At 64.2% G+C, this 25,233-nt stretch carries 26 protein-coding genes; 13 read left to right on the top strand and 13 right to left on the bottom strand.

The annotated features are described in order from the left end of the window. The first annotated feature begins 79 nt into the window (after window positions 1–79). From lepB to era, 3 genes are read left to right on the top strand one after another with little or no spacing between them, the layout of a single operon-like run. On the top strand, window positions 80–919 hold the full coding sequence (gene lepB, locus U8326_RS04955) for a signal peptidase I (RefSeq protein WP_324742711.1): 840 nt from the start codon (window positions 80–82) through the stop codon (window positions 917–919). Further along, the gene (gene rnc, locus U8326_RS04950; protein ID WP_324743526.1) at window positions 874–1,599 is read left to right on the top strand and encodes a ribonuclease III; all 726 of its coding nucleotides are present in this window, start codon (window positions 874–876) and stop codon (window positions 1,597–1,599) included. The genes lepB and rnc overlap by 46 nt, the downstream gene beginning before the upstream one ends. Continuing rightward, window positions 1,596–2,510, top strand: a complete 915-nt coding sequence (era, locus tag U8326_RS04945) for a GTPase Era (RefSeq protein WP_324742710.1) — start codon at window positions 1,596–1,598, stop codon at window positions 2,508–2,510. The genes rnc and era overlap by 4 nt, the downstream gene beginning before the upstream one ends. 19 nt (window positions 2,511–2,529) lie before the next feature. On the opposite strand, the gene U8326_RS04940 is transcribed toward era, so the two are convergent. The 4 genes from U8326_RS04940 to plsY form a co-directional block, all read right to left on the bottom strand. Then, window positions 2,530–3,993, bottom strand: coding sequence for an MFS transporter (locus U8326_RS04940; RefSeq protein ID WP_324742708.1), 1,464 nt, complete (start codon window positions 3,991–3,993; stop codon window positions 2,530–2,532). 35 nt (window positions 3,994–4,028) lie between these two features. Beyond that, window positions 4,029–6,548, bottom strand: coding sequence for a type I DNA topoisomerase (topA, locus tag U8326_RS04935; protein WP_324742706.1), 2,520 nt, complete (start codon window positions 6,546–6,548; stop codon window positions 4,029–4,031). Window positions 6,549–6,676: 128 nt separating this feature from the next. Beyond that, window positions 6,677–7,765, bottom strand: a complete 1,089-nt coding sequence (gene dprA, locus U8326_RS04930) for a DNA-processing protein DprA (protein ID WP_324742705.1) — start codon at window positions 7,763–7,765, stop codon at window positions 6,677–6,679. After that, on the bottom strand, window positions 7,762–8,355 hold the full coding sequence (gene plsY, locus U8326_RS04925) for a glycerol-3-phosphate 1-O-acyltransferase PlsY (RefSeq protein ID WP_324742704.1): 594 nt from the start codon (window positions 8,353–8,355) through the stop codon (window positions 7,762–7,764). The genes dprA and plsY overlap by 4 nt, the downstream gene beginning before the upstream one ends. A gap of 83 nt (window positions 8,356–8,438) precedes the next feature. Here plsY and murI point away from each other — a divergent pair, with 83 nt between their 5' ends. The 4 genes from murI (at window position 8,439) to U8326_RS04905 (ending at window position 11,843) form a co-directional block, all read left to right on the top strand. Further along, entirely contained in the window at window positions 8,439–9,239 is an 801-nt protein-coding gene (gene murI / locus U8326_RS04920; RefSeq protein WP_324742703.1) for a glutamate racemase, read from the top strand. A 123-nt stretch (window positions 9,240–9,362) separates the two neighbouring features. After that, window positions 9,363–10,577 (top strand): 5-aminolevulinate synthase, encoded by a 1,215-nt coding sequence (hemA, locus tag U8326_RS04915; protein WP_324742702.1) that lies wholly within the window; start codon window positions 9,363–9,365, stop codon window positions 10,575–10,577. A gap of 190 nt (window positions 10,578–10,767) precedes the next feature. After that, entirely contained in the window at window positions 10,768–11,220 is a 453-nt protein-coding gene (locus U8326_RS04910) for a hypothetical protein (RefSeq protein ID WP_324742701.1), read from the top strand. A 170-nt stretch (window positions 11,221–11,390) separates the two neighbouring features. Then, the gene (locus U8326_RS04905; protein ID WP_324742700.1) at window positions 11,391–11,843 is read left to right on the top strand and encodes a hypothetical protein; all 453 of its coding nucleotides are present in this window, start codon (window positions 11,391–11,393) and stop codon (window positions 11,841–11,843) included. Window positions 11,844–12,049: 206 nt separating this feature from the next. Here U8326_RS04905 and nhaA read toward each other — a convergent pair whose 3' ends face one another. Both nhaA and U8326_RS04895 read right to left on the bottom strand, forming a co-directional pair. Further along, window positions 12,050–13,300 (bottom strand): Na+/H+ antiporter NhaA, encoded by a 1,251-nt coding sequence (nhaA, locus tag U8326_RS04900; RefSeq protein ID WP_324742699.1) that lies wholly within the window; start codon window positions 13,298–13,300, stop codon window positions 12,050–12,052. A gap of 156 nt (window positions 13,301–13,456) precedes the next feature. Next, a complete protein-coding gene (locus tag U8326_RS04895; RefSeq protein WP_324742698.1) occupies window positions 13,457–13,897 on the bottom strand; it encodes a helix-turn-helix domain-containing protein in 441 nt (146 codons plus the stop codon). A gap of 137 nt (window positions 13,898–14,034) precedes the next feature. Between U8326_RS04895 and U8326_RS04890 the strand changes: the two genes are divergently transcribed. After that, window positions 14,035–14,709 (top strand): SDR family NAD(P)-dependent oxidoreductase, encoded by a 675-nt coding sequence (locus tag U8326_RS04890; RefSeq protein WP_324742697.1) that lies wholly within the window; start codon window positions 14,035–14,037, stop codon window positions 14,707–14,709. 55 nt (window positions 14,710–14,764) lie between these two features. On the opposite strand, the gene U8326_RS04885 is transcribed toward U8326_RS04890, so the two are convergent. Beyond that, window positions 14,765–15,094 carry an SMR family transporter gene (locus tag U8326_RS04885; RefSeq protein WP_324742696.1) on the bottom strand — a complete coding sequence of 110 codons (330 nt, stop codon included), beginning with the start codon at window positions 15,092–15,094 and terminating at the stop codon, window positions 14,765–14,767. A gap of 146 nt (window positions 15,095–15,240) precedes the next feature. Here U8326_RS04885 and U8326_RS04880 point away from each other — a divergent pair, with 146 nt between their 5' ends. Next, window positions 15,241–15,537, top strand: coding sequence for a PilZ domain-containing protein (locus U8326_RS04880; protein WP_324742695.1), 297 nt, complete (start codon window positions 15,241–15,243; stop codon window positions 15,535–15,537). A 95-nt stretch (window positions 15,538–15,632) separates the two neighbouring features. Here U8326_RS04880 and U8326_RS04875 read toward each other — a convergent pair whose 3' ends face one another. From U8326_RS04875 to U8326_RS04860, 4 genes are all read right to left on the bottom strand, one after another. Further along, complete coding sequence (locus tag U8326_RS04875) at window positions 15,633–16,823, bottom strand: type III PLP-dependent enzyme (protein WP_324742694.1); 1,191 nt, start codon at window positions 16,821–16,823, stop codon at window positions 15,633–15,635. Window positions 16,824–16,966: 143 nt separating this feature from the next. Then, complete coding sequence (locus U8326_RS04870; protein ID WP_324742693.1) at window positions 16,967–18,139, bottom strand: carboxynorspermidine decarboxylase; 1,173 nt, start codon at window positions 18,137–18,139, stop codon at window positions 16,967–16,969. An 11-nt stretch (window positions 18,140–18,150) separates the two neighbouring features. Then, on the bottom strand, window positions 18,151–18,501 hold the full coding sequence (locus U8326_RS04865) for a DMT family protein (protein WP_324742690.1): 351 nt from the start codon (window positions 18,499–18,501) through the stop codon (window positions 18,151–18,153). 7 nt (window positions 18,502–18,508) lie between these two features. Beyond that, complete coding sequence (locus tag U8326_RS04860; RefSeq protein ID WP_324742689.1) at window positions 18,509–19,720, bottom strand: saccharopine dehydrogenase family protein; 1,212 nt, start codon at window positions 19,718–19,720, stop codon at window positions 18,509–18,511. A 189-nt stretch (window positions 19,721–19,909) separates the two neighbouring features. Between U8326_RS04860 and U8326_RS04855 the strand changes: the two genes are divergently transcribed. The 3 genes from U8326_RS04855 to U8326_RS04845 all read left to right on the top strand — a co-directional run bounded on the left by U8326_RS04855 (window position 19,910) and on the right by U8326_RS04845 (window position 22,306). After that, entirely contained in the window at window positions 19,910–21,127 is a 1,218-nt protein-coding gene (locus U8326_RS04855; RefSeq protein ID WP_324742688.1) for a DUF3419 family protein, read from the top strand. Further along, a complete protein-coding gene (locus U8326_RS04850) occupies window positions 21,124–21,780 on the top strand; it encodes a class I SAM-dependent methyltransferase (RefSeq protein ID WP_324742687.1) in 657 nt (218 codons plus the stop codon). The genes U8326_RS04855 and U8326_RS04850 overlap by 4 nt, the downstream gene beginning before the upstream one ends. A gap of 97 nt (window positions 21,781–21,877) precedes the next feature. Further along, complete coding sequence (locus U8326_RS04845; protein WP_324742686.1) at window positions 21,878–22,306, top strand: MAPEG family protein; 429 nt, start codon at window positions 21,878–21,880, stop codon at window positions 22,304–22,306. Between the two features lie 25 nt (window positions 22,307–22,331). Here U8326_RS04845 and trxB read toward each other — a convergent pair whose 3' ends face one another. Next, the gene (trxB, locus tag U8326_RS04840) at window positions 22,332–23,318 is read right to left on the bottom strand and encodes a thioredoxin-disulfide reductase (protein ID WP_324742685.1); all 987 of its coding nucleotides are present in this window, start codon (window positions 23,316–23,318) and stop codon (window positions 22,332–22,334) included. A 140-nt stretch (window positions 23,319–23,458) separates the two neighbouring features. Here trxB and U8326_RS04835 point away from each other — a divergent pair, with 140 nt between their 5' ends. Continuing rightward, complete coding sequence (locus U8326_RS04835; protein ID WP_324742684.1) at window positions 23,459–24,322, top strand: alpha/beta hydrolase; 864 nt, start codon at window positions 23,459–23,461, stop codon at window positions 24,320–24,322. A gap of 13 nt (window positions 24,323–24,335) precedes the next feature. Here the strand turns inward: U8326_RS04835 and U8326_RS04830 are convergent, their stop codons facing one another. After that, window positions 24,336–25,115, bottom strand: a complete 780-nt coding sequence (locus U8326_RS04830) for a tyrosine-protein phosphatase (RefSeq protein ID WP_324742683.1) — start codon at window positions 25,113–25,115, stop codon at window positions 24,336–24,338. Window positions 25,116–25,233 lie beyond the last annotated feature (118 nt).

Genomic DNA, 25,233 nt, shown 5'->3' with positions numbered 1-25,233 from the left:
CGATACAGGCACCCTCCTGTCAAGCGCGCCGCGATAAGCCCACTTGACGAGAAAGGCGCTGCCCAACATGGACACAGCCATGAACGACAATTCACCGGATGTCAGCGCCTCGCCCGAGGCAGAGCCGCGCCCCAGGCGGGAAAAGAAGGAGGACAGCTTCCCTGTCTTCCTGTTGAAGCTGGTCGCGATCGTGGTGATCTTCCGCAGCTTCATCTTCTCGCCCTTCAACATACCGAGCGAAAGCATGTTGCCGCGCCTGCTCGACGGGGACTACCTGCTCGCGGCGAAATGGCCCTACGGCTACTCCAAATATTCGATGCCGTTCAGCCTGCCGGTGATACCCGGCCGCATCTTCGCCAGCCAGCCGGAACGGGGCGATGTGGTGATCTTCAAGGCGCCCCCGCTCAACGACACCGACTATATCAAGCGGGTGATCGGCGTGCCGGGGGACACGGTGCAGATGGTGGGCGGCGTGATCCACCTGAACGGCAAGCCGGTGCGGAAGGACAAGATCGCCGATTTCATCGTGCCGGTTTCACCCAACACCCCCTGCGCTTCGATCCAGTTCGAGGATCGGACCCAGGACGGCGCCCTGGTCTGCCGCTATCCCCGCTATCGGGAAACCCTGCCCGGCGGGCGCAGCTACGAAGTGCTCGACCTCGGCCTGACGCCGCAGGACGACACGGCCCCCGTCGTGGTGCCTGAAAATCATATCTTCCTGATGGGCGACAATCGCGACAATTCGCAGGACAGCCGTTTTCCGGCCCAGCCCGGCGGCGGCATCGGGCTGGTTCCGCAGGACAATCTGGTCGGCAAGGCAAGCATCGTGATGTGGTCCACCGACGGCTCCGTCGAATGGCTCAAGCCCTGGACATGGTTCACCGCGGCCCGCTGGAATCGCATCGGGGGCACCTTTTGAGGAAGACCGGCGGCCTGACGCCTGAAACGGCGGCTTTCCTGGCCGGGTTGGGGATCGAACCCGTCGCGAACGAGAATCTGTGGCAGGAAGCGCTGACCCACGGCAGCGTCGGAACCGTCCGGAACTATGAACGGCTCGAATTCCTGGGCGACCGCGTGCTGGGCCTCGCGATCGCCGAATGGCTCTACGAACAGAGCGACAATACCGAAGGCCAGCTCTCCCAGCGGCTGAACGCCCTGGTCAGCCGCGAAATGTGCGCGCGCATCGCCCGGGAAATCGGCTTGCCGGAGCATATCCGGCTGGGCAAGCAAGCCCGCGACGATGGCGGGGCGGATAGCGACAATATCCTCGGCGATGTGATGGAGGCCCTGCTCGGCGCCAGCTTCCTGACGCGCGGCTTCGGCCCGACCCGCGATCTGGTCCGGCGCATCTGGGCGAATGCCGTCGCCGGCCGCGCCGGGCATCGCAAGCATCCCAAGAGCGCCTTGCAGGAATGGGCGGCGGGCAATCGCCGCGCGGTGCCGGAATACAGCCTGGCCGAGCGGTCTGGGCCGGACCACGCGGCCAGCTTCACCGTCAAGGTGCTGGTCCGCAATGTGGGGGAAGCCGAAGCAAAAGGCTCCAGCAAGCAGGAAGCCGAAACGGCGGCGGCCGCCGCCTTCATGGAGAAATATGCGTGACCATTTCGCAAGCGGAGCCTGAAACCTGTTGCGGGGTGGTCGCGGTGATCGGCGCCCCCAATGCCGGCAAATCCACGCTGGTCAATGCACTGGTGGGGCAGAAGGTGGCGATCACCAGCGCCAAGGCGCAGACCACCCGCGCACGGCTGCTCGGCATCGCGCTGGAAGGTTCCGTGCAGATCATCCTGGCCGACACGCCGGGCATCTTCGCGCCCAGGCGCAGGCTCGACCGGGCGATGGTCAGTGCGGCATGGGACGGCGCGCAGGAAGCCGACGCCATCCTGCTGGTGGTCGACAGCGTGAAGCAGCGCAGGCACGAACTCGGCCCCTTGCTGGAAACGCTGAACGCCCGGCCGGAACGCAAGCTGCTGGTGCTCAACAAGGTGGATGCGAGCAGGAAGGAAGCCCTGCTCGAACTCGCGCAGGAATTCGCAGGCGCCGTCGATTTCGAGGAGGTGTTCTTCATCTCCGCGCTGACCGGCGACGGCGTGGCGGAACTCAAGCGCCATCTTGCCGGGCTGATGCCGCAAGGCGTGTGGCATTATCCGGAAGATCAGGTGTCGGACGCCAGCGAAAGATTGCTCGCCGCCGAGATCACGCGGGAACAGCTCTACCGCCAGCTGCATGACGAGCTGCCCTATGACAGCGCGGTGCGCCCGGAAAGCTACCAGACCAGGCCCGACGGCAGCATCGAGATCCACCAGCAGATAGTGATCGGGCGGGACAGCCAGAAGCCGATCGTGCTCGGCAAGCGCGGCGCGCGGATCAAGGCGATCGGCGAAGCCGCCCGCAAGGAATTGGCGGAATTGCTGGGGGTGAAAGTGCATCTGTTCCTCCATGTGAAGGTGGAGGAAAACTGGGCCGAAAACCGCGAGCTTTACGAAGCGATCGGGCTGGACTGGGTGAAGTAGACCCCAGGCCCGCTCGGTTTCAGATCCCCGGTTCCACCATGTGCCGCGCCAGGCGCTGGGCGCGCACGGTGCGGAACCGCACCATGCTGCAGCCCATGGCCAGAATCGCCAGCAGGGCCGAGACCAGCATCGGCACCGGGCCAAGCCCCATCCCCAGCGCCAGCAGCACGCCCACCAGCGTCGCCGCCATGGTCTGCCCGAGCAGGCGCGATGTGGACAGCACGCTGCCGGCCGCGGCGGAACGGTCCAGCGGCGCGTTGCCGATCATCAGGCGCGAATTGGGCGCCAGGAAGAATCCGAAGCCGGCCGCCGTCAGCGAAAGACGCCATGCGATCCCGGCCGGGCCGACCCCCTCGGGCAGGAACGCCAGCAGATAAAGCCCGCAGATCGCCACCATCAGGCCCGGAATCCCGAGCTTGGTCGGCGCGACCCGATCCGACAGCCATCCCGCAAGCGGGGAAATGACCAGCATGGTGAGCGGGAAAGGCATCAGCAGCATCCCCACTTCGTCCGGCGCATATCCACGCCCTTCTTCCAGCATGAAAGGCAAGGAGAGCATCAGCGCGGCGATGGCGCAGAACGCGGCCACCGCCGCCAGGGCGGAAAGCCCGATCGCGGGCATCGCCAGCAGATCGACAGGCACCACCGGACGGGTGCGCCTACGCTCCCTGCGCACCAGCAGGGCGACCGAAACCACCCCCGCCACCGCCAGCAAGGCCCCGGGCCAGGGATTGGCGGCATGAGTCGCAAGCTGCAGGCCGCCGATCAGCAGGCCCACGGTCAGGGCGCTCCACAGCCCGCCGATCCAGTCGGCCCGGTCAGGCTTGGGGTGAGGGTCCGGCAGGGTCCGGCCGAGCAACAGAGAAATCACCGCGAGCGGCGCCGCCGCCGCGAACACGGCCTTCCACGGATAATAGGCAACGATCAATCCGCCGAGCGTCGGCGCCATCGCCGCGGCAGAGGCGATCACCACGCTGTTGAAGCCAAGCCCGCCGCCCAGGCTCTTTTCCGGATAGGTTTCGCGCAGAATCGGCACAGCAACCGACAATGCCATGCTCGCGCCCAGCGCCTGCACGGTCCGCAGCAGCAGCAAGGACGCGAAATCATCGACGAAGATGCAGAGCGCGGACGCAATGCAGAGGATGAGCTGCCCGAGCTGGTAGAGCTTGCGATGGCCGATACGATCTCCCAGCGCGGCGAAGGGGAGCAGCCCCATCACCATCACCATCTGATAGATGGTGACGACATTGGTGACCACGCCCTCGCCGACCGCCAGTTCCCGAGCGATCGTCGGCAAGGCGACGTTGGGAATGCTGCCGTCGATGACCAGCAGGGCATTGCCGAAGGACAGCGCGACAATGGCCCAGATCCGGCGCGGAACCGGCAGCCCTTCCCCGGCGGTTTCCGGCAACACCGCTCCATCGCCGGCGGATGAATCCGCCAGCGCATTGTCCCGCTGTTCCTCGTCTCGTATCTTCAACATGGCCGCGAAACGCTTTTCAGCCGAAAAAGTCCCGCCTAGCTAGCCGCCTTTTTCTTGGCGGGCGTTTTCTTTTTCTTCACGGCCTTCTTCTTCGCCGGAGCCTTGGCCGCGCGTTCGTCGATCAGGCGGATCGCATCCTGCTCGGTCACATCCTCGGGTTTCATGTCCTTGGGGATGGTGGCGTTGGTGGCGCCATCGGTGACATAGGGGCCATAACGGCCCGGCATCACTTTCATTTCCCCCCCGCTGGTCGGATGCGCGCCCAGCGTCTTGATCGGTTCCGCCTTGGCGCCACCGCCGCGCCCTCCGCCCCGGTTGGCCGCCTCGGCCAGCAAGGCGACGGCCGCGTTCATGCCGGTTTCGAACACGTCCCGAGTGGACTGGAGCCGGGCATATTTGCCCTCATGCGCCAGATAGGGGCCATAGCGGCCGATGCTGGCGGTAATCGGTTTCCCGCTTTCAGGATGCGCGCCCACCTCGCGCGGCAGGCTCAGCAGCCTGATCGCCCAATCCAGATCGAGTTCGGGAATATCCTTCGGGATCGAGGCGCGCTTCGCCTCCTTGCCTTCGCCGAGCTGGATATAGGGGCCGAAGCGGCCCACCCTGCGCGTAATCTCCTGGCCGCTCTCAGGGTCGGTGCCGAGCGCCGCATCGTCGCCGCCATCCGCGCCTTCTCCGCCGGGCTGGGCAAAGCGGCGGGTATATTTGCATTCGGGATAATTCGAGCAGGCGATGAAGGCGCCATATTTGCCGCCGCGCAGCGCAAGCCTGCCCTCCCCGCATTTCGGGCACAGGCGCGGATCGCCGCCGTCTTCCTTGGGCGGAAAGAGATAATCCTCGAGAAAGCCGTCCAGCACTTCGGTGATCTCGGAGGGCTTGCGCTCCATCACCTCGTCCGACTTCGGCTTGAAGTCCCGCCAGAAGGATTCCAGCACCGCCTTCCAGGCGGCCCGGCCGCCGGACACGTCGTCCAGCTCGTCCTCCATTCCGGCGGTGAAATCATAGGCGACGTAGCGCTCGAAGAAGCGTTCCAGGAACGCCGTCAGCAGCCGCCCGGATTCCTCCGCGAAGAAGCGGTTCTTCTCGGTGCGGACGTAATTGCGGTCCTTCAGCACCTGGATCACCGAGGCATAGGTGGAAGGGCGCCCGATGCCCAGTTCCTCCATCCGCTTGACCAGGCTGGCTTCGGAATAGCGGGGCGGCGGCTGGGTGAAATGCTGGGCGGCCTCCACCCCCTTCTTCGCCGGGCAATCGCCCTTGTTCATCAGCGGCAGGAGATTGGCGTCATCCTCGTCGTCATCCTTGTGATCGCGGCCTTCTTCATAGACCGCGAGGAAGCCGGGAAACTTCACCACCTGCCCGGTCGCGCGCAATTCGTGGCGGCCGGTCGGATCGCGCAGGGTGACGGTCGTCCGCTCCAGGTTCGCCGCCGCCATCTGGCTGGCCATCGCCCGCTTGAAGATCAGGTCGTAGAGCTTGGCCTCGTCTCCCGATCCGGCGCGATCCCGCGTGAAATCGGTGGGCCGGATCGCTTCATGCGCTTCCTGCGCATTCTTCGCCTTGGTGGAATAATGGCGCGGCTTTTCAGGCAGGTAATGCCCGTCATAGCGATCCGCGATGGCTTTGCGGGCGGCGGAAATCGCGCTCGGGTCCATCTGCACGCCATCGGTCCGCATATAGGTGATCGCACCCGCCTCGTAGAGGTTCTGGGCGAGCCGCATGGTGTGGCTGGCGGAATAGCCCAGCTTGCGGGCCGCTTCCTGCTGCAGGGTGGAGGTGGTGAACGGCGGCGCGGGATTGCGCTTGAGCGGCCTGGTCTCGACATCCTCGACCGTGAAGCGGGCGCCTTCGACAGCCGCCTTGGCCCGCATCGCGATGCCCTGCTCGCCCAGCGAGAGCTTGTCGAGCTTATCGCCGTCGAAGCGGACGAGGCGCGCATCGAACTCCGTGCCGTCATGCTCCATCCGGGCGATGACCGACCAGTATTCCTGCGGCTTGAACGCCTCGATCTCGCGCTCGCGATCCACGATCAGCCGCAACGCCACGGATTGCACCCGGCCTGCGCTCTTGGCTCCGGGCAGCTTGCGCCACAGCACCGGCGAGAGCGTGAAGCCGAACAGGTAATCCAGCGCGCGGCGGGCAAGATAGGCGTCGATCAGGTCGCGGTCCAGCGCGCGGGGGCGCTGCATGGCGTCCGTGACCGCCTGCTTGGTGATGGCGTTGAAAGTGACGCGCTCCACCTCTTTCGGCAGGGCCTTCTTCTTTGCCAGCAATTCCTGGACGTGCCAGCTGATCGCCTCGCCCTCGCGATCGGGGTCGGTGGCCAGGATCAGGCGATCGGCCTTCTTGGCCGCGTCGGAAATCTCCTTCACCCGGCTGGCCTTGTCGCGATAGGTTTCCCAGTCCATCGCGAAATCCTCGTCCGGGCGGACCGAACCGTCCTTCGGCGGCAGGTCGCGGACGTGGCCGTAGGACGCGAGAACCTTGTAATCCTTGCCGAGATATTTCTCGATGGTCTTCGCCTTGGCCGGCGATTCAACGATGACGAGCTGCATTTATATTCCGAACTTCCCACGCGTATACGTACGTGCGCGAGGGTGGCGACGCAGGATGGGGTTCGTCAAGATGGCACGCTCACTCTAAATAGTTCAGCCGATCCGCTTGCCGCCAACCGACGATCGCCTCAGCTCGCGAGCGATACGCGGCCGCCTGCATGGCGAACAAGCCGCCCGGCAATCTCCAGCTCCAGCAGCGCAAGCTGGACGGCAGCGGTGCCGCCCCCGCTCTGGCGGATCAATTCGTCGACCGCGACCGGCGCGGCGGTGAGCAGCGTTCCCACATCCGCCGGCCCCTGCGCCAGATCCTCCGGCAGGTCGTAGGCATCCCCGGCGGCTTCCCGGAAGCGGGAGCGCGCCTGCCCGCCGAAGCCGCGCACCAGCTCGATCACGTCATCCGGCGACTGGACCAGAACCGCGCCGTCGCGGATCAGCTGGTTGCAGCCGTGGGAGCGCGGCTCCAGCGGCGAGCCGGGGATCGCCATCACCTCGCGCCCAGCTTCCCCGGCCAGCCTTGCCGTGATCAGCGAGCCGGATCTGGGGGCGGCCTCGACCACCACCGTCCCGGCCGCCAGCCCGGCGATGATCCGGTTGCGGCTGGGGAAATGGTTGCCGCGCGGCTCGGTGCCCGCCGGTTGCTCGGCGATCAGCAGGCCGCGCTGCGCGATCTCCTCCTGCAGATCGGCGTGCTGCGGCGGATAGGCGACATCGATGCCGCTGGCGATCACGCCGATGGTCGCGGGCATGGCGCCGCGATGGGCCGCGCCGTCGATCCCACGCGCAAGCCCCGACACCACCGTCAGCCCCGCTTCCGCCAATCCCGAGGCGAAATCCCGCGCGAGCTTCACCGCCGCGGCGGAGGCGTTGCGCGCGCCGACGATGGCGACGCAAGGCCTGCCCGCCAGCGCGACATCGCCGCGCACCGTCAGGATCGGCGGGGCGCTTTCCAGCTCGCCCAGCAGCGCGGGATATTCGGGCGAGTCATGAAACAGATAGCGCGCGCCTGCCTTGCGGACCGTCACGATCTCGTCCTCCACCCGCACTTGCGGCGCGGCGCGATAGGGCCGCCCGCCCCGCGCCGCCAGTTCCGGCAGTGCATCCAGCGCAGCGCGGGCATCGCCGAAGCGGCGCAGCAACTGGCGATAGCTGACCGGCCCGATATGGGGCGAGCGCAGCAGCCGTATCCGCGCGAAGGCTTCGTCCCGGGAAATCGTCACTTGCCGGCGCCGACCTTCGGCTCCGTCCCGTTGCGCAGGCGCGCGATATTGGCCTGGTGCAGCCACAGCACCAGCACCGCGATTCCGGTCAGGGCCGCGACATAGGCGGGGTAGCCCAGCAGCCAGGCCGCGACCGGAGCGGCGATGGCCGCGCTCATCCCGGCCAGCGAGGAAATGCGGGTCAGCGCCAGCGCCGCCAGCCACACCAGAGCATAGGCCAGCCCGACCGGCCAGGCGAGGCCGGTCGCCACGCCCATGGTCGTCGCCACCCCCTTGCCGCCGCGAAAGCGGAGCCAGACCGGGTAGCAATGCCCGACCACCACCGCGAAGGCCGCCAGCGTCTCCATGCCCGGAAGCAGCGCCTTGACCAGCAGCACCGCCGCCAGCCCCTTGCCGAGATCGAGCAGCAGCGTCGCCGCCGCCAGCCCCTTGCGTCCGGTGCGCAGCACGTTGGTGGCGCCGATATTGCCGGAGCCGATGCTGCGCAGGTCGCCCGCGCCCGTGATCCGGGTGAGGATCATCCCGAACGGAATGGAACCGAGCGCATAGCCCAGCGCAATCGCCAGAAATCCGGCCTGCCAGCTTTCCAAAAACCCCTCCCCAGATCGATAAGCCTTTGACTATCTTAAGCGGAGTTCTTGCATTTCGGCAGGGGGAAAATATGGCGAACAGCATGGCACCCGATCCGACCGCCCCCATCCTGCTGTTCGATTCCGGCATCGGCGGGCTGTCGGTGCTCGCGGAACTGCGCAAGCTCCTGCCGCAGGCGCCGGTGATCTACGCCGCCGACAATCGCGGATTGCCCTATGGCACCAAGACGGAAGCGCAGGTTGCGGCGCGCGTCGCCGGCTTGCTGGGCCGGATGACCGAACGGTTCGGCCCCCGCCTCGCCTGCATCGCCTGCAACACCGCCTCGACCATCGCGCTCGGCATGGTGCGCGAAGTGCTGGAGCTTCCGGTCGTCGGAACGGTGCCCGCGATCAAGCCCGCCGCCGCCCTGACGCACACAGGGGTGATCGGGCTGCTCGGCACCTCCGCCACCATCCGCCAGGCCTATGTCGACAATCTGGAAACCGAATTCGCGCAGGGAAAACGGCTGATCCGCCACGCCGCACCCGATCTGGTCGGGGCGGCGGAAGCCAGGCTTCGCGGCGAGGAAGCCGACCCGGAAATCTATGCCGCCGCGGCGCGCGGGCTGCGGGCGCAACCGGATGGGGAGCGGATCGACACCGTGGTGCTGGCCTGCACCCATTTCCCGCTGGTCCAGGAAGAGCTGGCCAAGGCCCTCGGCCCGGATATTCGCTTCGTGGACGGCGCGGCGGGCATCGCCCGGCGGATCGCCTTTCTCACGCAGGGGCAGGACTTCGTCCGCGAGAAAGAGGATTTCGCGGTATTCACCGCCAATGGCGAGGATCTAGCCCTGCTCGCCCCGGCGTTGGCCGGATACGGGCTGACCGATCATGCCATCTTCTGATCCAGATCAAATCTCTTCGACAAAGATGTGGATAAGGAGCCCACGATTAGGTAAGGGGCTGGAAATTGGCAGCCGCATCGAGCGGGGAATGATCTCCAGGCGGCGACATGGGCGGACAATCCGTTGAACTACGAACACATTTTTGACCAGGCAATCGAACGGCTCCATTCGGAAGGCCGCTATCGCGTGTTCATCGACATTCTCCGCAACAAGGGCGCCTACCCCAACGCGCGGTGTTTTGCCGGCCATAACGGCCCGAAGCCGATCACCGTGTGGTGCTCCAACGATTACCTCGCCATGGGCCAGCACCCCAAGGTCATCAACGCCATGGAAGAGGCGCTGCACGATGTCGGCGCCGGCTCCGGCGGCACCCGCAACATCGGCGGCAACACCCACTACCATATCGAGCTGGAGCGCGAGCTGGCCGATCTCCACGGCAAGGAAGGCGCGCTGCTGTTCACCAGCGGCTATGTCTCCAACGACGCCACGCTCTCCACCCTGGCCAAGCTGCTGCCGGGCTGCATCATCTTCTCGGACGAGCTGAACCACGCCAGCATGATCGCCGGAATCCGCAATTCCGGCTGCGAGAAGCGGGTGTGGCGCCATAACGACATGGCCCATCTGGAAGAGCTGCTGGCGGCGGAAGATCCCGCCATTCCCAAGCTGATCGCCTTCGAAAGCGTCTATTCGATGGACGGCGACGTCGCGCCGATCCACGCAATCTGCGACCTGGCGGACAAATACAACGCGCTGACCTATATCGACGAGGTTCACGCGGTGGGCATGTATGGCCCGCGCGGCGGCGGCATCACCGACCGGGACGAAGCGGCGCACCGGATCGACATCATCGAAGGCACGCTGGGCAAGGCGTTCGGCGTGATGGGCGGCTATATCGCCACCGATTCCCGCATCATCGACTGCATCCGGTCCTACGCGCCCGGCTTCATCTTCACCACCTCGCTCAGCCCGGTGCTGGTCGCGGGCGTGCTCGCCAGCGTGCGGCACCTCAAATCCTCCAGCGTCGAGCGGGATGGCCAGCAGGCCGCCGCCGCCTCGCTCAAGCAGATGTTCCGCGACGCCGGGCTGCCGGTGATGGATTCCACCACCCATATCGTGCCACTGATGGTGGGCGATCCGGTGCGCGCCAAGAAGATCAGCGACATCCTGCTGGCCGAATATGGCGTCTATGTGCAGCCGATCAATTTTCCCACCGTCCCGCGCGGCACGGAGCGGCTGCGCTTCACGCCGGGGCCGGCCCACAATGAAAAGATGATGCGCGAACTGACCGACGCGCTGGTGGAAATCTGGGACCGGCTGGAGCTGAAGCTCGCGGCCTGAGGGCGGCTCCCCGCGTCGTCATTCTGTTTTTTCGTCATCCCCGTGCAAACGGGGAGCCAGTCAGTTCCACCCCAACTCGCCCTGGATTCCCGCGTTCGCGGGAATGACGAGGAAGGTATATGGGGCATGGTTGAGAACGTCTGCTAACGAGCCAATTGCGGTCGTGCGGAATATCGCGCAAGCTCCAAGAATGAGACCACCGTCAGTTCTTTTGGTATTTACAGCCCTTCTGTTGACTGCCTGTGAGGCCAAGGAAAATGGCCGTAGTTATTGCACGGAACAAATCGCTGGGCTCGAATCGGGTATGCAAACGATTTCAGTGATCCTACTCGTGCCCGATCATTATTCTGCACGCGGGACTAACGGTAGCATTCATGCAATAAATCCGGGCTGTGATTACGCACTTAATGCATTCTTGTCCCGTGAAACCGCCGAGCATGTGATTGGAGCAGCCAAGCATTCCTCGCTGATCCATGCATCTGGACGTAGGGTTGTCGATGCAAAACTTGACATCTGGAATTTCCAAGACGGCTCTGGAGAGGCTAGATTCTTTGTGCTCGAAGCATACAATCTTACTACCCCGAAAACCCTGCCTACGTTCACCGACGCCCGATATTTTCACCGCGAGGAAACTGGCAGCTAACCACCCCCTTACAGACATTAACCCCCATCCTCATCCCAGCGAAAGCTGGGATCGCTGTGGGCAAAGCACCACCTAGCCGCCCGAGATGCCAGCTTCCGCTGGCATGACGCAGTTCAGGTGGTGGGCGTTCCACCTTTCCTACATGCCTGAAATCTGGCTTATCCTGCTGGATGAGACGCAGACGACATCGCCCCGCCCGCTGGCCCGCTTATAGACGGGTTCCCTGCTTCACCCCGGTTCCGTTGCGCGCGCGGCGCGACGGCTGGACGCCCGAGCGGCAGGCCCGCTTCCTCGGCTGGCTGGCCCAGACCGGCTGCGTCGCCAAGGCCGCGGCCAAGCTCGGCATGGCGCGCGAGACTGCCTATCGCCTGCGCCGCCGGGAAGGCGCGGGCAGCTTCGCCCATGCCTGGGATGCGGTGATGACCATCCGCGGCGGCGGGGAAGCGCCCCGGCGAAAGGTCACACTGGATGAGCGCTGGATGCTCGCCATGGAAGGCGGGTTCGTGGTGCGGATGCGGCGGGGCCGTTTCCTGGCAGCATGGCGCAAGCCCAGCACTTCCGCGCTGCTCAGCCTGCTGGCTTCCTACGACCGGGCATTGCGGCGGCACGACTTATGGGCATGAGGCTGGCTGAAAGGGAAATGCACATTTCCCACGTTTTGCGTCAACTGGCCCACCCTATTCCGCATTCATCGTCATGCCAGCGAAGGCTGGCATCTCTCTCGATGATGTGGCGCCCTGCCGGGAGAGATGCCCGATTGCCCGAAGGGCAGTTTATCCTGAGCCAGTCGAAGGGCGGCGATGACGAATGGGGTCTGGGTTCTCAAAGCCTAGCGCACATCCCCGTCCCGCGTGATTTCGCGCGCCTGAATCGCTTCCTCGCGGTCATGCTCCGGATGCAGCGGAGCGAAGCGCAGCAGGGCATAGCCGGTCAGGGCCGCGACCAGCGAGCCGGCCAGCGTGCCCAGCTTCGCCTCTTCCACCAGTTTCGGATCGCCAAAGGCAAGTCCGCCGATGAACAGGCTCATGGTGAAGCCGATCCCGCAGATCACCGCCACCGCATAGATCTGCAGCCAGGTGGCGCCGCGCGGCTTCGCCGCGAAGCCGGACCGGGCCGCAAGCCACACCGCCGAGAAAATGCCGAACTGCTTGCCGAGGAACAGCCCGGCGGCGATCCCGACCGGCATCGGCGCCAGAATATCACCGGGAGCCAAGCCCGCCAGCGCCACCCCGGCATTGGCAAAGCCGAACAGCGGCACGATGAAAAAGGCGACCGGAGCATCGAGCAGATGCTCCAGCCTGTGCAGCGGGGATTCCGGCGAATCCGGATCGCCCGGCGTGGGAATGATCGGCACGGCGAAGGCGGCAAGCACGCCGGCAATGGTGGCATGAACGCCCGACAGCAGCACCGCATACCACAGCAGGGCGAAGAGGATCAGATAGACCGCCAGCGCGCGCACCCCCAGCCGGTTGAGCAGGAACATCGCGGCCAGGACGGCGGCGGCGGCGGCCAGCGCCGGAAGGGAAAGGCTGGCGGTGTAGAACACCGCGATGATCGCGACCGCGCCCATATCGTCGACTATGGCGACCGTCACCAGGAACAGCTTGAGCGAGGTCGGCGCCCGGCGCCCCAGCAGGGCCAGCACGCCGATGGCAAAGGCGATGTCGGTCGCCGCCGGGATCGCCCATCCCCTGGCCAGCACGGGATCTCCCCCGGCCAGCAGCAGGTAGATGACGGCGGGAAACGCCATTCCGGCAAGGGCGGCGACCAGCGGCAAGCGGCGCTGTTGCCAGGTCGCAAGGCGGCCATCGACCAGTTCGCGCTTGATCTCCAGCCCCACGAACAGGAAGAACACCGCCATCAGCCCGTCGTTGATCCACAAATGGGCCGTCATCGGGCCGAGCTTTTCAGTCAAGGCCGGGCTGACGGGCAGATGGAGCAGATCGCGATAGAGCGCGCTGAGCGGCGAATTCGCGACAATCATCGCAAGCGCTGCGGCCCCCATCAGGATGATGCCGCCGGCGGCTTCGCTGGCCAGGAAGGCGCGGAGCGCGGAGCGAGGGCTGGAACGGTCGGTCATTCCGAGCGCCCTAGAGTGATTTCGAAGCAAGTGGAATCACTTGCTGACTCGGAAATCACGGAAAACAGGCAAATTCCAAACTCGTTCCGGTTCAACCAGAACTGGAGCGAGTCTGGAGCGATTTCAAAGCAAGTGGAACCGGAACCGGCCGGGCGGCTATCCCTGGCGCGTGACAGGCTTGGCCCCGGAAGAACCATCATTTTCCAGGCCGGCCGAGAACGACAGCAAATGATCGGCGAACCAGTCGTCGAGCCGATGCATCACGCTTTCCAGGGAACGCCCCAACTCCGTCAGCGAATATTCTACATGCGGCGGCGAGGTTTCGAGATCCCTGCGCTGGACCAGCCCGTTCGCTTCGAGCCGGCGCAGCACCTGCGTCAGCACCTTTTGCGAGATTCCCTCGATCTCGCGTTTCAGCGCGCCGTTGCGCCGCGGCCCGTGGCGCAGCGCGATGAGGATGAGCAGGACCCATTTGTTGCCGATCAGCTCGATGAACCGGCGGGAGCTGCAAGTCTCGCTCAACGGCTCGGGCGGGCCGAGCGCATTGCCCTTGCCCCCATGCGGCATGATGCCGTCCTGGAAATTTCCGCCTTGCATGGGGCGACCATACCGAAACCCCCTGCTTCGCCGCAACCGTGCCGCGCAAATCCGCAGGCACCGCGAGGTGCCTATCTTCCCCGCCTGAAACTCGGCCATTAGGATTCCGCCGGATCAGGCTTTTTCGAGGTGTTGCAATGAGTGCGAGAGTGATGCTGATAACCGGCGGCTTCGGCGGCCTTGGCACAAGGCTGGGCGCGCTGGCGGCCGATGCCGGATACAAGGTCGCGCTGGTGGGCCGCTCCCGCGCCCAGGACACCGGCTTCCCGGCCCTGCGGCTCGAAGGAATTGACACCGGCAGGCCGGAGGAAGCGCGCAAGGCCGTCGATCTGGTGGTCGAGCAGCTGGGCGGCCTCGACGTGCTGGTCAATGCCACGGGCGATTTCACCATCGGCTCCGTTCAGGACGGCAATGTCGAGGATTGGGCCAGGCTCTATGCCGCGAATGTGGTGCCCGCCGTTGCCGCCTCGCAGGCCGCGATTCCGGCGCTGGTCGCATCGGGATCGGGCCGGATCGTCAATGTCGGCGCGGCGCTGGGCGGGCAAGGCGCGCCCTTCGTCGGCGCGGCGAGCGCGTCGAAATCCGCCCTTGCGCGAATGACGGAAGCGGCGGCGGCCGAGTTGGCCGAAAGCGGCGTCACGGTGAATATCGTGCTCCCCACCATCATCGATTCACCCCGCAACCGCCAGATGATGCCCGATGCCGATCCGGCCGACTGGGTCAGCTACGAGCAGGTGGCCGGAGCGATCCTCTCGCTCGCCGCGCCCGAAGCGGGCGATCGCACCGGGCAGGCCATCCCGATCGGCTTCTGAGGTCTGGTCGATGGCGGCGAGGCAGCAGTGCGGAGGGAATCCGCATCGGCGCGCCTCAATGCGCGCTGGCCCTGGAAAAGCAGTTCATCACGATCACGCCGGCGATAATCAGCCCCATGCCGACCAGCGCCGGCGCATCCAGCTTCTGGCCATGGAACAGCCAGGCGGCGGCCGTGATGAGCACGATGCCGACCCCGGACCAGATGGCGTAGGCGACGCCGGTCGGCACGTGCCGCAGGGTCAGCGAAAGGAAGTAGAACGCCACCGCATAGCCGGTCAGCGTTATCAGCCCGGGAGTGAGCCTCGTGAAGCCGTTCGATTCCTTCAGGGCAGTGGTTGCCGCCACTTCGGCGAGGATGGCGATCATCAGGTAAACATAGGGCATGGCGCGGCTGTAAGGCGTTTCCTGCCCGATGTCATCGCGCTTCGGAAGGCCGGAACATCCCTTCCGTAGTGTTCACCCCAAGGCTTAAACCGGCCTTAACCCTGATCGGATAAGCATATCGCCGTGCCGCCACGGGAGAGTTCGGTATGGAGCGCAGGAAGGAAAGCCGGTTGTTCGCCGAAGTGGCGGGCAGTTACGAGCTTGCCGGAGGGCCGGTGCGGGATGTCTATATCTCGCAGATCTCGGCCAATGGCTGCCGCCTCGGCAATCCATACAACGAGCTGGCGGCCGGTGAAGCCGTGCAGATTTCGCTGGGGCCGGTCGGCCCGCTGGAAGCCATCGTCAAATGGACCAACGGCGATCACGCCGGGGTGGAATTCCATGCCGCCCTCCATCCCGCCATCCTGACCTGTTTCGCCGGATATTGCCGGGTAGCCAGCTAGGGCCGCCCCGGCAGGGCATAGGCCCCGCCATAGGGGAAAAATGCAGGCGAGGCATGAGCGGGAGCCCTGCGATTGCCGCAAGGCTCCCGTTATGGTCAGCGAAGGCTCACCACATTGTCGCTTTGGCGCGGATCGGCGCGATCGCCGCGATAGAGACTGGCCATCGGCTCGTCCGCGACATTGACCGCGAGCGCCCGCCCGAAGCCGTTGAACCCGGTCTTCATCGCCGCGCCATAGGCGCCCAGCATGCCGATCTCGATGTAATCGCCCGGCTTGATGTCGGCGGGCAGCAGGAACGGCCCCTTCATATAGTCGGCATCGTCGCAGGTCGGCCCGTAGAAGGCGAATTCCTCCAGCCCGTTGGAACGCTCCTCGTCCAACGCAGCCACGGGGAAACGCCAGCCGACATGCGCGGCGTCGAACAGCGCGCCATAAGCGCCGTCATTGATGTAGAGTTCATCGCCGCGCCGCTTCTCCACGCGGACGATCAGCGAGTTGTATTCCGCGCACAGCGCCCGGCCCGGTTCGCACCACAGCTCCGCCGAATAGGAAATCGGCAGCGATTCAGAGGCGCGATGGATCACGCCGAAGTAATCCTCCAGCGGCGGCGGCTCCATGCCCGGATAGATGCTGGGAAAGCCCCCGCCGACATCGATGATATCGACCGTGACCGACGCATCGACGATCGCCGCGCGCACCCGCTCCAGCGCCTGCACATAGGCGAAGGGAGTCATCGCCTGGCTGCCGACATGGAAGCATATGCCCAGCCAGTCCGCCACCTGGCGAGTGGCCTGCAGCAGCGGCGCCGCATCGGCGAGATCGACGCCGAACTTGGAGGCCAGGCTGAGCTCGGCGAATTCCGACGATACGCGCAGACGCACGCAGAGGCGCAGATCGGTCGCCCGGTCGGTGGCCGCCACGATCTTGTCCAGTTCCTCCAGCGTGTCGAGGCTGAACACGCGCACGCCATGCTGGTGATAGGCTTCGCGGATAGCGGCCGGCGACTTGACCGGATGCATGAAGCACAGCGTCGCATCCGGCAGTACTTCGCGCACCAGCCGTACCTCGGCGATCGAGGCCACGTCGTAATGCGTGATTCCGGAATCCCACAGCACGCGCAGCAGCTCCGGCGAAGGGTTGGCCTTCACCGCATACAGCGACTTGCCCGGAAACTTCCGCGAGAAGAAACGCGCTGCTCGCGCCGCGGCATGCGGGCGATTGATAATGACGGGTTCGTCCGGCGAAAGGTCGCGAACTACAGCCGATGCGTCAGGATAGATGTACAACTCAAGGGACCCCCAAAACGGTTAGTTTCGAACAAGGCTGCCTTGCGGTTAGGAAGTCCCCTTGGGGCAGCGGAGGGGTCCTATAAGACCTCTCCCCTTAATCTCAAATGAAATTTTTGTGACAGTCCCACACTGTCGCAAACTCAACTCAGCCGGTCGCGAAAATCGGCGTAACCGAATGTTTTTACACGTTCGAGCGCATCGGTCTCGCTGTCCCAGAGCCAGATGGAAGGAAGCGGCACGCCATTGAAGGTGGTCGTTTTGACCATGGAATAATGCGCCTGGTCGAGGAAGGCGATTCGCTCGCCGGGTCGTGGCGGAACCGGCAGCCGGTAATCGCCGATCACGTCCCCCGCCAGGCAGGACGGGCCGCCGAGCCGGATCGGCTCCCCTTCTTCCCCTTCGTGCAGCATGGCCGGCCGATAGGGCGCCTCGAGCACATCGGGCATATGGCAGGTGGCGGAGATATCGGTGATGGCGAGCGGCATCCCGTTCCTGTGCGAATCGAGGATGCTGCCCACCAGAATGCCGGCGTCGAGCGCAACGGCTTCCCCCGGCTCGAGATAGATCTCGCAGCCGGTATCGTCCCGCACGTCGATCAGGAATTCCACCAGCTCGTCGCGCTGGTAATCGGCCCGGGTGATGTGATGCCCGCCGCCGAAATTGAGCCATTTGAGCTGCTCGAAATAGGGCTCGATATGGTCGAACAGCTTGTCCCAGGTGCGTTTCAGCGGCTCCAGGTCCTGCTCGCACAGGGAATGGAAATGCAGCCCGTCGACCAGCGCGACATGCTCCTCCGTCAATTGATCGACCGGAAAGCCCAGGCGCGAGAACGGCGCGCAGGGATCGTAACGCGCGACTTCACCTTCCGGATTCAGCGGATTGATTCGCAGTCCTATATCGAAATCGTTCCCCCGCGCCCGGGACAGGTCCAGCATCTCCGAGAAGCGCTCGATCTGCATGGGCGTGTTGAAGATCACATGGTCGGACAGGCGGCAGATCTCCTCCATGTCCTCCGGCTTGTAGGCGGCGCAGTAGGTTGCGATCTCCCCATCGTAATGCTCGGCCGCCAGCAAGGCCTCCCACAGCCCTGAAGTGCAGACCCCGTCGAGATATTCGCCGATCACCGGAGCCACGCTCCACATCGAGAAAGCCTTGAGCGCGGCAAGCACCTTGATCCCCGCGCGGTCGCGAATATCGGCAAGGATGCGCAGGTTTTCGCGCAGCTTCGCCACGTCCACCACGAAGGATGGGCTGTCCACCCGATGCAGGTCGAAATGCGCGAAGGCTCCGGGATCGCCGGCTCTCGTTTCCATGATTCCGATCCTTATCCCAACGGCGCCTTGAAGACGAAATAGGCGCCGGCCGCAATCAAGGCGAAGCCGACGATCTGGCTGATTCCCGGCTTTTGCCCGAACAAGGCCCAGGCCACCACGATGAAGCCGAGCAGTGAAAACAATTCCTGCAGCGTCTTCAGTTCAGCCAGCGAATAGGCTCGCACACCGATCCGGTTGGCGGGAACGGCCAGGCAATATTCGAAGAAGGCGATGCCCCAGCTTGCGAGGACAGCGATCCACAAGGCTTTCTGAGGCGCCTTGAGATGGCCGTACCAGGCCAGGTTCATCAGCAGGTTGGAGCCAGCCAGCAACCCGACCGGCGCGATCGCGTTCCAGCCCATCGTGCTCTCAGAAGTCCAGTGGTCCGGGCAGTTCCTCCACGGTCCACGGCAGCCCATGCCGGTTCAGCATGTCCATGAAGGGATCGGGATCGAACTCTTCCATGTTGAACACGCCTTCCCCGCGCCATGCGCCCGTCAGCAGCATCGCCGCGCCGATCATCGCCGGAACGCCGGTGGTATAGCTTACCGCCTGGTTGCCGGTTTCCTCATAGGCGGCCTCATGGTCGCAAATGTTCCTGACGTAGAAGGTCTTCTCGCCCGAACCATCCAGCACCTCGCCAGTGGCGATATCGCCGATGTTGGTCTTGCCCTTCGTCGTCGGGCCAAGGCTCGACGGCTCAGGCAGCACGGCCTTGAGGAACTGCAGCGGGATGATTTCCTTGCCTTCGTAGACCACCGGATCGATCCGGGTCATGCCAACATTCTGCAGCACGGTCAGATGCTTGATGTATTCGTCGCCGAAGGTCATCCAGAACCGCGCCCGCTCCATCTCGGGAATGAACCGCGCGAGGCTTTCCAACTCCTCGTGATACATCAGATACATGTTCTTGGGGCCGACGCCTTCGAAGTCGAAGCTCTGCCTCACGCTCATCGCGGGCGTTTCGACGAACGCGCCGTTCTCCCAGTGGCGAGCGGGCGCGGTGACTTCGCGGATATTGATCTCCGGATTGAAATTGGTGGCGAAGGCCTGGCCATGATCGCCGCCGTTGCAATCGAGAATGTCGAGCCGGCGGATAGTCTTGAGCTTGTGCTTCTTGAGCCACATGGCGAACACGCTGGTCACGCCCGGGTCGAACCCGCTGCCGAGCAGGGCCATGATGCCCTTCTCCCTGAAGCGCTCGTGATAGGCCCATTGCCACTTGTATTCGAATTTGGCCTCGTCCTTCGGCTCGTAATTGGCGGTATCGAGGTAATCGACGCCGGTGGCGAGGCAGGCGTCCATGATCGCCAGATCCTGATAAGGCAGCGCCAGATTGACCACCAGCTTAGGCTGGATCTTCTCGATCAGCGCGATGGTGGCGGGCACGTCTTCCGCGTCGAGAGCATAGGTATCGATCAGAACGCCGGTGCGTTGCTTCACCGATTCGGCAATCGCATCGCATTTGGATTGGGTGCGGCTAGCCAAGCTGACATGGCTGAAAATGCCGGAATTCATCGCCATTTTATGCACCGCGACGGAACTCACCCCGCCAGCGCCAATCACCAGAACCTTGCTCACCTTGATCTCCTCCGGAGCGTGCAGAGCGCACGCATATAGGTCGGGTTTAAGACATCTCAACTCATCCGGCATCGCAAACGGCGCCGGCCCGCGGAAATCAGGGAATGCGCCCTGTCGTCACCGCACAGTCACAATCGTGGCGGAAACTATGCGCAGGGCACCCGCCCTCCAGCTGGGGTCGAATGTCACATGGCTAAACCCGCCGAAGAACTGATAAGTCACGCCGTCGTCCGCAATGGACACAATCCCGCCGCGCGCCTGCTCGACAAGGCCTTCGCCTTCGCCTTCAAAGGCCTGGTTTACGCGCAGATCTGGGAAGATCCGGTGGTCGATATGGATGCGATGGCGATAACGCCCGATTGCCGCATCATCACCATCGCCAGCGGCGGCTGCAACGCACTGTCCTATCTCATTGCAGACCCCCGCCAGGTAATCGCCGTCGATCTCAACACGGCGCATGTGGCGCTCAACCGGCTCAAGATCGCCGCGATCAAGCACCTGCCGGATTATGAGCATTTCAGCCGCTTCTTCGCCGAGGCGGACAGCCCGGCCAATATCGCGGCCTATCGCCGCTACCTCGCTCCACAACTCGATCAGGCCACCCAGCGTTACTGGGAAGGCCGCGACCTGGTGGGACGACGGCGGATCGCGGGCTTCTCCCAGGGAATCTACAAGCGCGGGCTGCTGGGGGGCTTTATCGGCCTCGCCCATCTTCTGGCGCGCCTCTACCGCATCGATCCGCGCGAAATACTGGAAGCGCCCACCACCGATGAGCAGCGGCGGATCTTCGAGGAGAAGTTCGCGCCGATATTCGAGCGGCGCTTCATCCGCTGGCTGACCGATCAGCCGGTATCGCTGTTCGGGCTGGGCATTCCGCCCGCCCAATATACAGCACTGGCCGGCGACGAACGGATGGCGATAGTGCTGCGCAAGCGGCTGGAAAAGCTGGCCTGCCATTTCCCGGTGAACGACAATTACTTCGCCTGGCAAGCCTTCTCCCGTGGCTATGGCCGCAGCCCCGCCCGCCCCCTGCCCCCCTATCTGCAGGAAGCCAATTTCGCCCTGCTGCGCCAGCGGATCGGAAGGCTGGATATCCGCCACGCCAACATCGCCAACCAGCTCGCTGCCCAGCCCGACGAAAGCCTGGATCGTTACGTGCTGCTCGATGCGCAGGACTGGATGACCGACGCGCAACTGAACCGTCTCTGGACGGAAATCCTGCGCACCGCCCGCAAGAATGCGCGCGTGGTCTTTCGCACGGCGGCCGAATCCTCGCTGCTGCCGGGCCGGGTTCCGGAGCAGATCCTGTCCCGCTGGCACTATGCGGAAGAGCAGTCTCGCGCGCTGACCCTGCGCGACCGGTCATCCATCTATGGCGGCCTCCATCTTTACGAGCTGCGCGGATGACCGACGGCACAACGGCGATGCCCGGACACGGGGCGCTGATGGATTCGGTTTATCGCGGCCAGCGCCATATCTACGACGCCACACGCAAATTCTTCCTCTTCGGCCGCGATTCCCTGATCGAGGATCTGGATTGCCGGTCGGGGCAGACGATATTGGAGATCGGCTGCGGAACCGGCCGCAACCTCGCCCTGATCGGGCGCCGCTGGCCCGGCACCCAATTGCACGGGCTGGATATTTCCCATGAGATGCTGAAAAGCGCTCGGGCCAAGCTCGGCGAACGGGCAATCCTGCAATTTGGCGATGCCACCGCATTCGACCCCGTCGCCCTGTTCGACCGGGCCGGGTTCGATCGGGTGGTCCTTTCCTTCGCGCTTTCCATGATCCCGGATTGGCAAGCAGCCATCAAGTGCTCGGCTGCCGCGCTTGCTCCGGGCGGATCGCTTCATATCGTGGATTTCGGCAATCTCGCCGGCTTGCCGCTGCCGCTACGCGCCGCGCTGAATGCATGGCTTCGGCATTTTCATGTATCGCCGCGCCTGGAACTCATCGGCTTTTGCGAAACCATTGCCGGCCAGATGGGCTGGCAATGCGCCGTGCAGCGGGCGCCGCTCGATTACTACAGCTGCGTCACCCTGATCCGCCCCAAAGTTTAGCCGCTCATCCCCTTAATCGGGCCACGCCCCGGAAATTCCAGCTTGTGCGGCGGGCCAGCGCAGGCATTATCGCGCCTCCTGAAAAGGGGAGAGGACAATGCTAGGAATGACCATTCTGCAGCCGGTCGCCGCTCTTGCGATCTGGACCATGGTGATGTGGTGGTGGATGTATTTCACCCGCTTGCCCGCCTTCGGAAAGATCAAGCTGTCACCCGAAGAGGAAGCTCGCCTCACCGTCGCCAAGCTCGACGAGCTGCTGCCGCCAAGCGTCCAGTGGAAAGCCCATAACTACAATCATCTGCATGAAGCACCTACGGTATTCTATGCAGTGGCTATAACCCTCGCCATCGTCGGAGCCGGGGACGGCATCGCCGCCAGCCTAGGCTGGGCCTATGTCGCGCTGCGGGTGCTGCACTCGCTGGTGCAGGCCACCATCAACAAGGTGATGGTCCGGTTCGCGCTGTTCGCGCTTTCCAGCCTGGTGCTGATGGCGCTGATCACGCTCACCGCAAAGGCGGTGTTCTGACGCCGGACCTTCGGAAAGCGGCGGCTCAGGCCGATGCCGCCGCTTCCTTCTTCTGCTGGTTGCGCGCGAAATCGAGCGATGCCAGGAAGCGCTCCGCGTCGAGCGCGGCCATGCAGCCCGTGCCGGCGGCGGTGACCGCCTGCCGATAGGTGTGGTCCATCACGTCGCCGCAGGCGAATACGCCGGGAACGGCGGTTTTCGGCGTGCCTGCCTCGACCACCAGATAGCCGGATTCATCGGTTTCGAGCTTGCCCTTGAACAGTTCGGTGGAAGGTGCATGGCCAATCGCCACGAAGGCCCCTTCCGTGGCGAACTCGCTCATTTCGCCGGTGACGGTATCCCGCAAGGCCAGCCCGGTAAGCCCGCCCGACGCGGGATCGCCGATGAAGCGGTCCACCGCCTTGTTCCAGATGACCGTGATCCTGGGATGGGCGAACAGCCGATCCTGGAGGATCTTCTCGGCGCGCAACTCGTCGCGGCGATGGATCAGGGTCACATCCTCGCTGTGGTTGGTAAGATAGAGCGCTTCTTCCACGGCGGTATTGCCGCCGCCGATCACCGCCACCTTCTTGCCGCGATAGAAGAAGCCGTCGCAGGTGGCGCAGGCCGAGACGCCCTTGCCGGACAATTCCTGCTCGCCCGGCACGCCCAGCCATTTCGCCTGCGCGCCCGTCGCGATCACCAGCGTATCGCCGATATATTCGTCGCCACTGTCGCCCACCGCCCGGAACGGAGAACCGCTGGCAATATCCACATCGACGATGGTGTCCCACATCATCCGCGTGCCGACATGCTCCGCCTGCGCCTGCATTTCCTGCATCAGCCACGGACCCTGGATGACATCGCGAAAACCCGGATAATTCTCCACATCGGTAGTGATCGTAAGCTGGCCGCCGGGCTGCAGGCCCTGCACCACGATCGGCTCCATGCCGGCGCGCGCGCCATAGATTGCCGCCGAAAGGCCGGCAGGGCCGGAACCGATGATTAGCATCCGAGTAGTATGAGTCGCCATGAATTCCTCCGGAAAGGCGAGATAGGCGGGCGCGGAGCGGATTGCCAGCCCGCCACGCGATGATCCTGCTTTTGCGGTATCAAGCTGGCCTTCGCGCCATGGATTGACGGAGGCGGACGATCCGCGCAAAGCCACATCCCATGCAATTCTTCGGCCCCACTTCGCACAGCTTCATCTCCCAGCGCCTACGGCTCAACTATGTGGATTGGGGCAATCCCGATGCGCCGCCGCTGATCCTCCAGCACGGCGGACGCGACCATTGCCGGAGCTGGGACTGGGTGGCCGAGGAACTTCGCGACGACTGGCACGTCATTTGCCCCGATTTGCGCGGCCATGGCGACAGCGAATGGGTTTCGGACGGCGATTACGACCTCAACGCCTTCGTCTATGATTTCGCGCAGCTGGTGGAAACCCTGGGCTACGATCAGGTGACGATCGTAGCCCATTCGCTGGGCGGCAATATCGCTACCCGGTTCACCGGCCTTTACCCGGAAAAGGTCCGCAAGCTGGTGAATATCGAAGGGCTGGGCTTCTCGCGCAAGCATGGCAACGATCTGGACCCCTTTCCGGACCGCTTCCGCAAATGGATCGCCGATACGCGCAAATCCGCGGGCCGTTCGCCGCGGCGCTACAAGACGCTGCGGGAAGCCTATGAGCGCATGAAGGAAGAGAACGGCCACCTTTCGGACGAGCAGGCCCGTCACTTGACCATTCAAGGCGCCAGCCGGAACGAGGACGGCACCTGGAGCTGGAAGTTCGATCCCTATCTGAACGTCTGGACCCTGTCCGACCTGCCGAAGGAGGATGTGGTCGAACTATGGGAAGCAGTCACCTGCCCGGTGCTGCTGCTCTGGGGCAAGGACAGTTTCTTCTCCAGCCCGATAGAGGATGGCCGCGCCGCGCATTTCCAGGATGCAAGGGTCGTGGAATTCGAAAATGCCGGCCACTGGCTCCATCATGACCAGTTCGACCTGTTCATGAAGGAATTGCGCGGCTTCCTGTAACGGAGGCGGGGATTCAGCCTTCCAGAACCCGGGCGGCAATCGCCTCCCGCTTCGCCGAATCCACCTTCAGGCCTTCCCGGAAGAACGTGTCCAGCGAGCCATAGCGCTCCTTGATCGAATCGAATGCCGCGTCCAGCCACTCCGGATAGACGCCGCTCAGCACATAAAGCGCGGATTCGCTCATCTCGCCCCAGCGCTCCTGCATGAACTCCCCTATTTCCTGCATATGCCTGGCGCGATCGCTGGCTTCGTTCGTCAGAAGGTAGTCCCGCATCACATCGTCGGGATGAACGCCCATAAGGGTGTGGAACAGGGCCACCGCCACGCCTGTGCGGTCCTTGCCTGCGAAACAGTGGATCAGGCTTGCGCCTTCGCTGCGGGAAAGCGCGTCGAAATAGGTTTCCAGCATTGAAAAGATGCTCGGCCGGAAAGGAAGGCCGCGATAGGTGACGATCATCCGTTCCTGCATCTGCGGCTCATCCAGCGAGGCCAGATCGCCCTGCAGATGCGGCGGCAGCGAAGCGCTCTCGCGCGGGTCGAAAAACACTTCGGCCGCGAAGCCCGCCGCGCGCCGGCACGGATATGTCTCCCGTTCCGAACCGCCGCGCAGATCGATCACGGTCGAGAAGGGAATGCTGCCGATGGTGCCGAGATCATCGTCTGTCGCGCGGGCGTGCTGGCCCGAACGGAACAGCAGCCCGCTGCGTAGTTTTCCGCCATCCGCAGTCCCGTAACCGCCGTAATCCCGAAAGTTATGGATGCCGTTAAGCGCGATAATCCGACTATGTATCATGCGGCTTCCTTGCCAGCGCAAAGTTCAATTCGCAAGCCGAGCCTGCATCGGCTTATGCAAGCCCGACCCTCGGTTACGGTAGTTCACGCCCGTTATGAAACGGTGACACGATCCCGGC

The sequence above is a fragment of the Tsuneonella sp. CC-YZS046 genome (assembly GCF_035581365.1).
Classification (GTDB): Bacteria; Pseudomonadota; Alphaproteobacteria; order Sphingomonadales; family Sphingomonadaceae; genus JAWKXU01.
Note: the sequence above shows the minus strand (reverse complement) of the source record. Positions and strands in the feature narration are given on the sequence as shown.

Bases quoted from the DNA above. Each gene is read 5' to 3' on its own strand.
- U8326_RS04905 (WP_324742700.1), top strand. From the start codon at position 11,391: ATGAGACGCAGACGACATCGCCCCGCCCGCTGGCCCGCTTATAGACGG.
- U8326_RS04845 (WP_324742686.1), top strand. From the start codon at position 21,878: ATGCTAGGAATGACCATTCTGCAGCCGGTCGCCGCTCTTGCGATCTGG.
- U8326_RS04835 (WP_324742684.1), top strand. From the start codon at position 23,459: ATGCAATTCTTCGGCCCCACTTCGCACAGCTTCATCTCCCAGCGCCTA.
- topA (WP_324742706.1), bottom strand. From the start codon at position 6,548: ATGCAGCTCGTCATCGTTGAATCGCCGGCCAAGGCGAAGACCATCGAG.
- U8326_RS04880 (WP_324742695.1), top strand. From the start codon at position 15,241: ATGGAGCGCAGGAAGGAAAGCCGGTTGTTCGCCGAAGTGGCGGGCAGT.
- U8326_RS04885 (WP_324742696.1), bottom strand. From the start codon at position 15,094: ATGCCCTATGTTTACCTGATGATCGCCATCCTCGCCGAAGTGGCGGCA.
- U8326_RS04910 (WP_324742701.1), top strand. From the start codon at position 10,768: ATGAGACCACCGTCAGTTCTTTTGGTATTTACAGCCCTTCTGTTGACT.
- lepB (WP_324742711.1), top strand. From the start codon at position 80: ATGAACGACAATTCACCGGATGTCAGCGCCTCGCCCGAGGCAGAGCCG.
- trxB (WP_324742685.1), bottom strand. From the start codon at position 23,318: ATGGCGACTCATACTACTCGGATGCTAATCATCGGTTCCGGCCCTGCC.
- U8326_RS04895 (WP_324742698.1), bottom strand. From the start codon at position 13,897: ATGCAAGGCGGAAATTTCCAGGACGGCATCATGCCGCATGGGGGCAAG.
- U8326_RS04855 (WP_324742688.1), top strand. From the start codon at position 19,910: ATGGCTAAACCCGCCGAAGAACTGATAAGTCACGCCGTCGTCCGCAAT.
- U8326_RS04940 (WP_324742708.1), bottom strand. From the start codon at position 3,993: ATGTTGAAGATACGAGACGAGGAACAGCGGGACAATGCGCTGGCGGAT.
- nhaA (WP_324742699.1), bottom strand. From the start codon at position 13,300: ATGACCGACCGTTCCAGCCCTCGCTCCGCGCTCCGCGCCTTCCTGGCC.
- U8326_RS04890 (WP_324742697.1), top strand. From the start codon at position 14,035: ATGAGTGCGAGAGTGATGCTGATAACCGGCGGCTTCGGCGGCCTTGGC.
- murI (WP_324742703.1), top strand. From the start codon at position 8,439: ATGGCACCCGATCCGACCGCCCCCATCCTGCTGTTCGATTCCGGCATC.
- U8326_RS04830 (WP_324742683.1), bottom strand. From the start codon at position 25,115: ATGATACATAGTCGGATTATCGCGCTTAACGGCATCCATAACTTTCGG.
- U8326_RS04865 (WP_324742690.1), bottom strand. From the start codon at position 18,501: ATGGGCTGGAACGCGATCGCGCCGGTCGGGTTGCTGGCTGGCTCCAAC.
- U8326_RS04850 (WP_324742687.1), top strand. From the start codon at position 21,124: ATGACCGACGGCACAACGGCGATGCCCGGACACGGGGCGCTGATGGAT.
- U8326_RS04870 (WP_324742693.1), bottom strand. From the start codon at position 18,139: ATGGAAACGAGAGCCGGCGATCCCGGAGCCTTCGCGCATTTCGACCTG.
- rnc (WP_324743526.1), top strand. From the start codon at position 874: ATGGTTCACCGCGGCCCGCTGGAATCGCATCGGGGGCACCTTTTGAGG.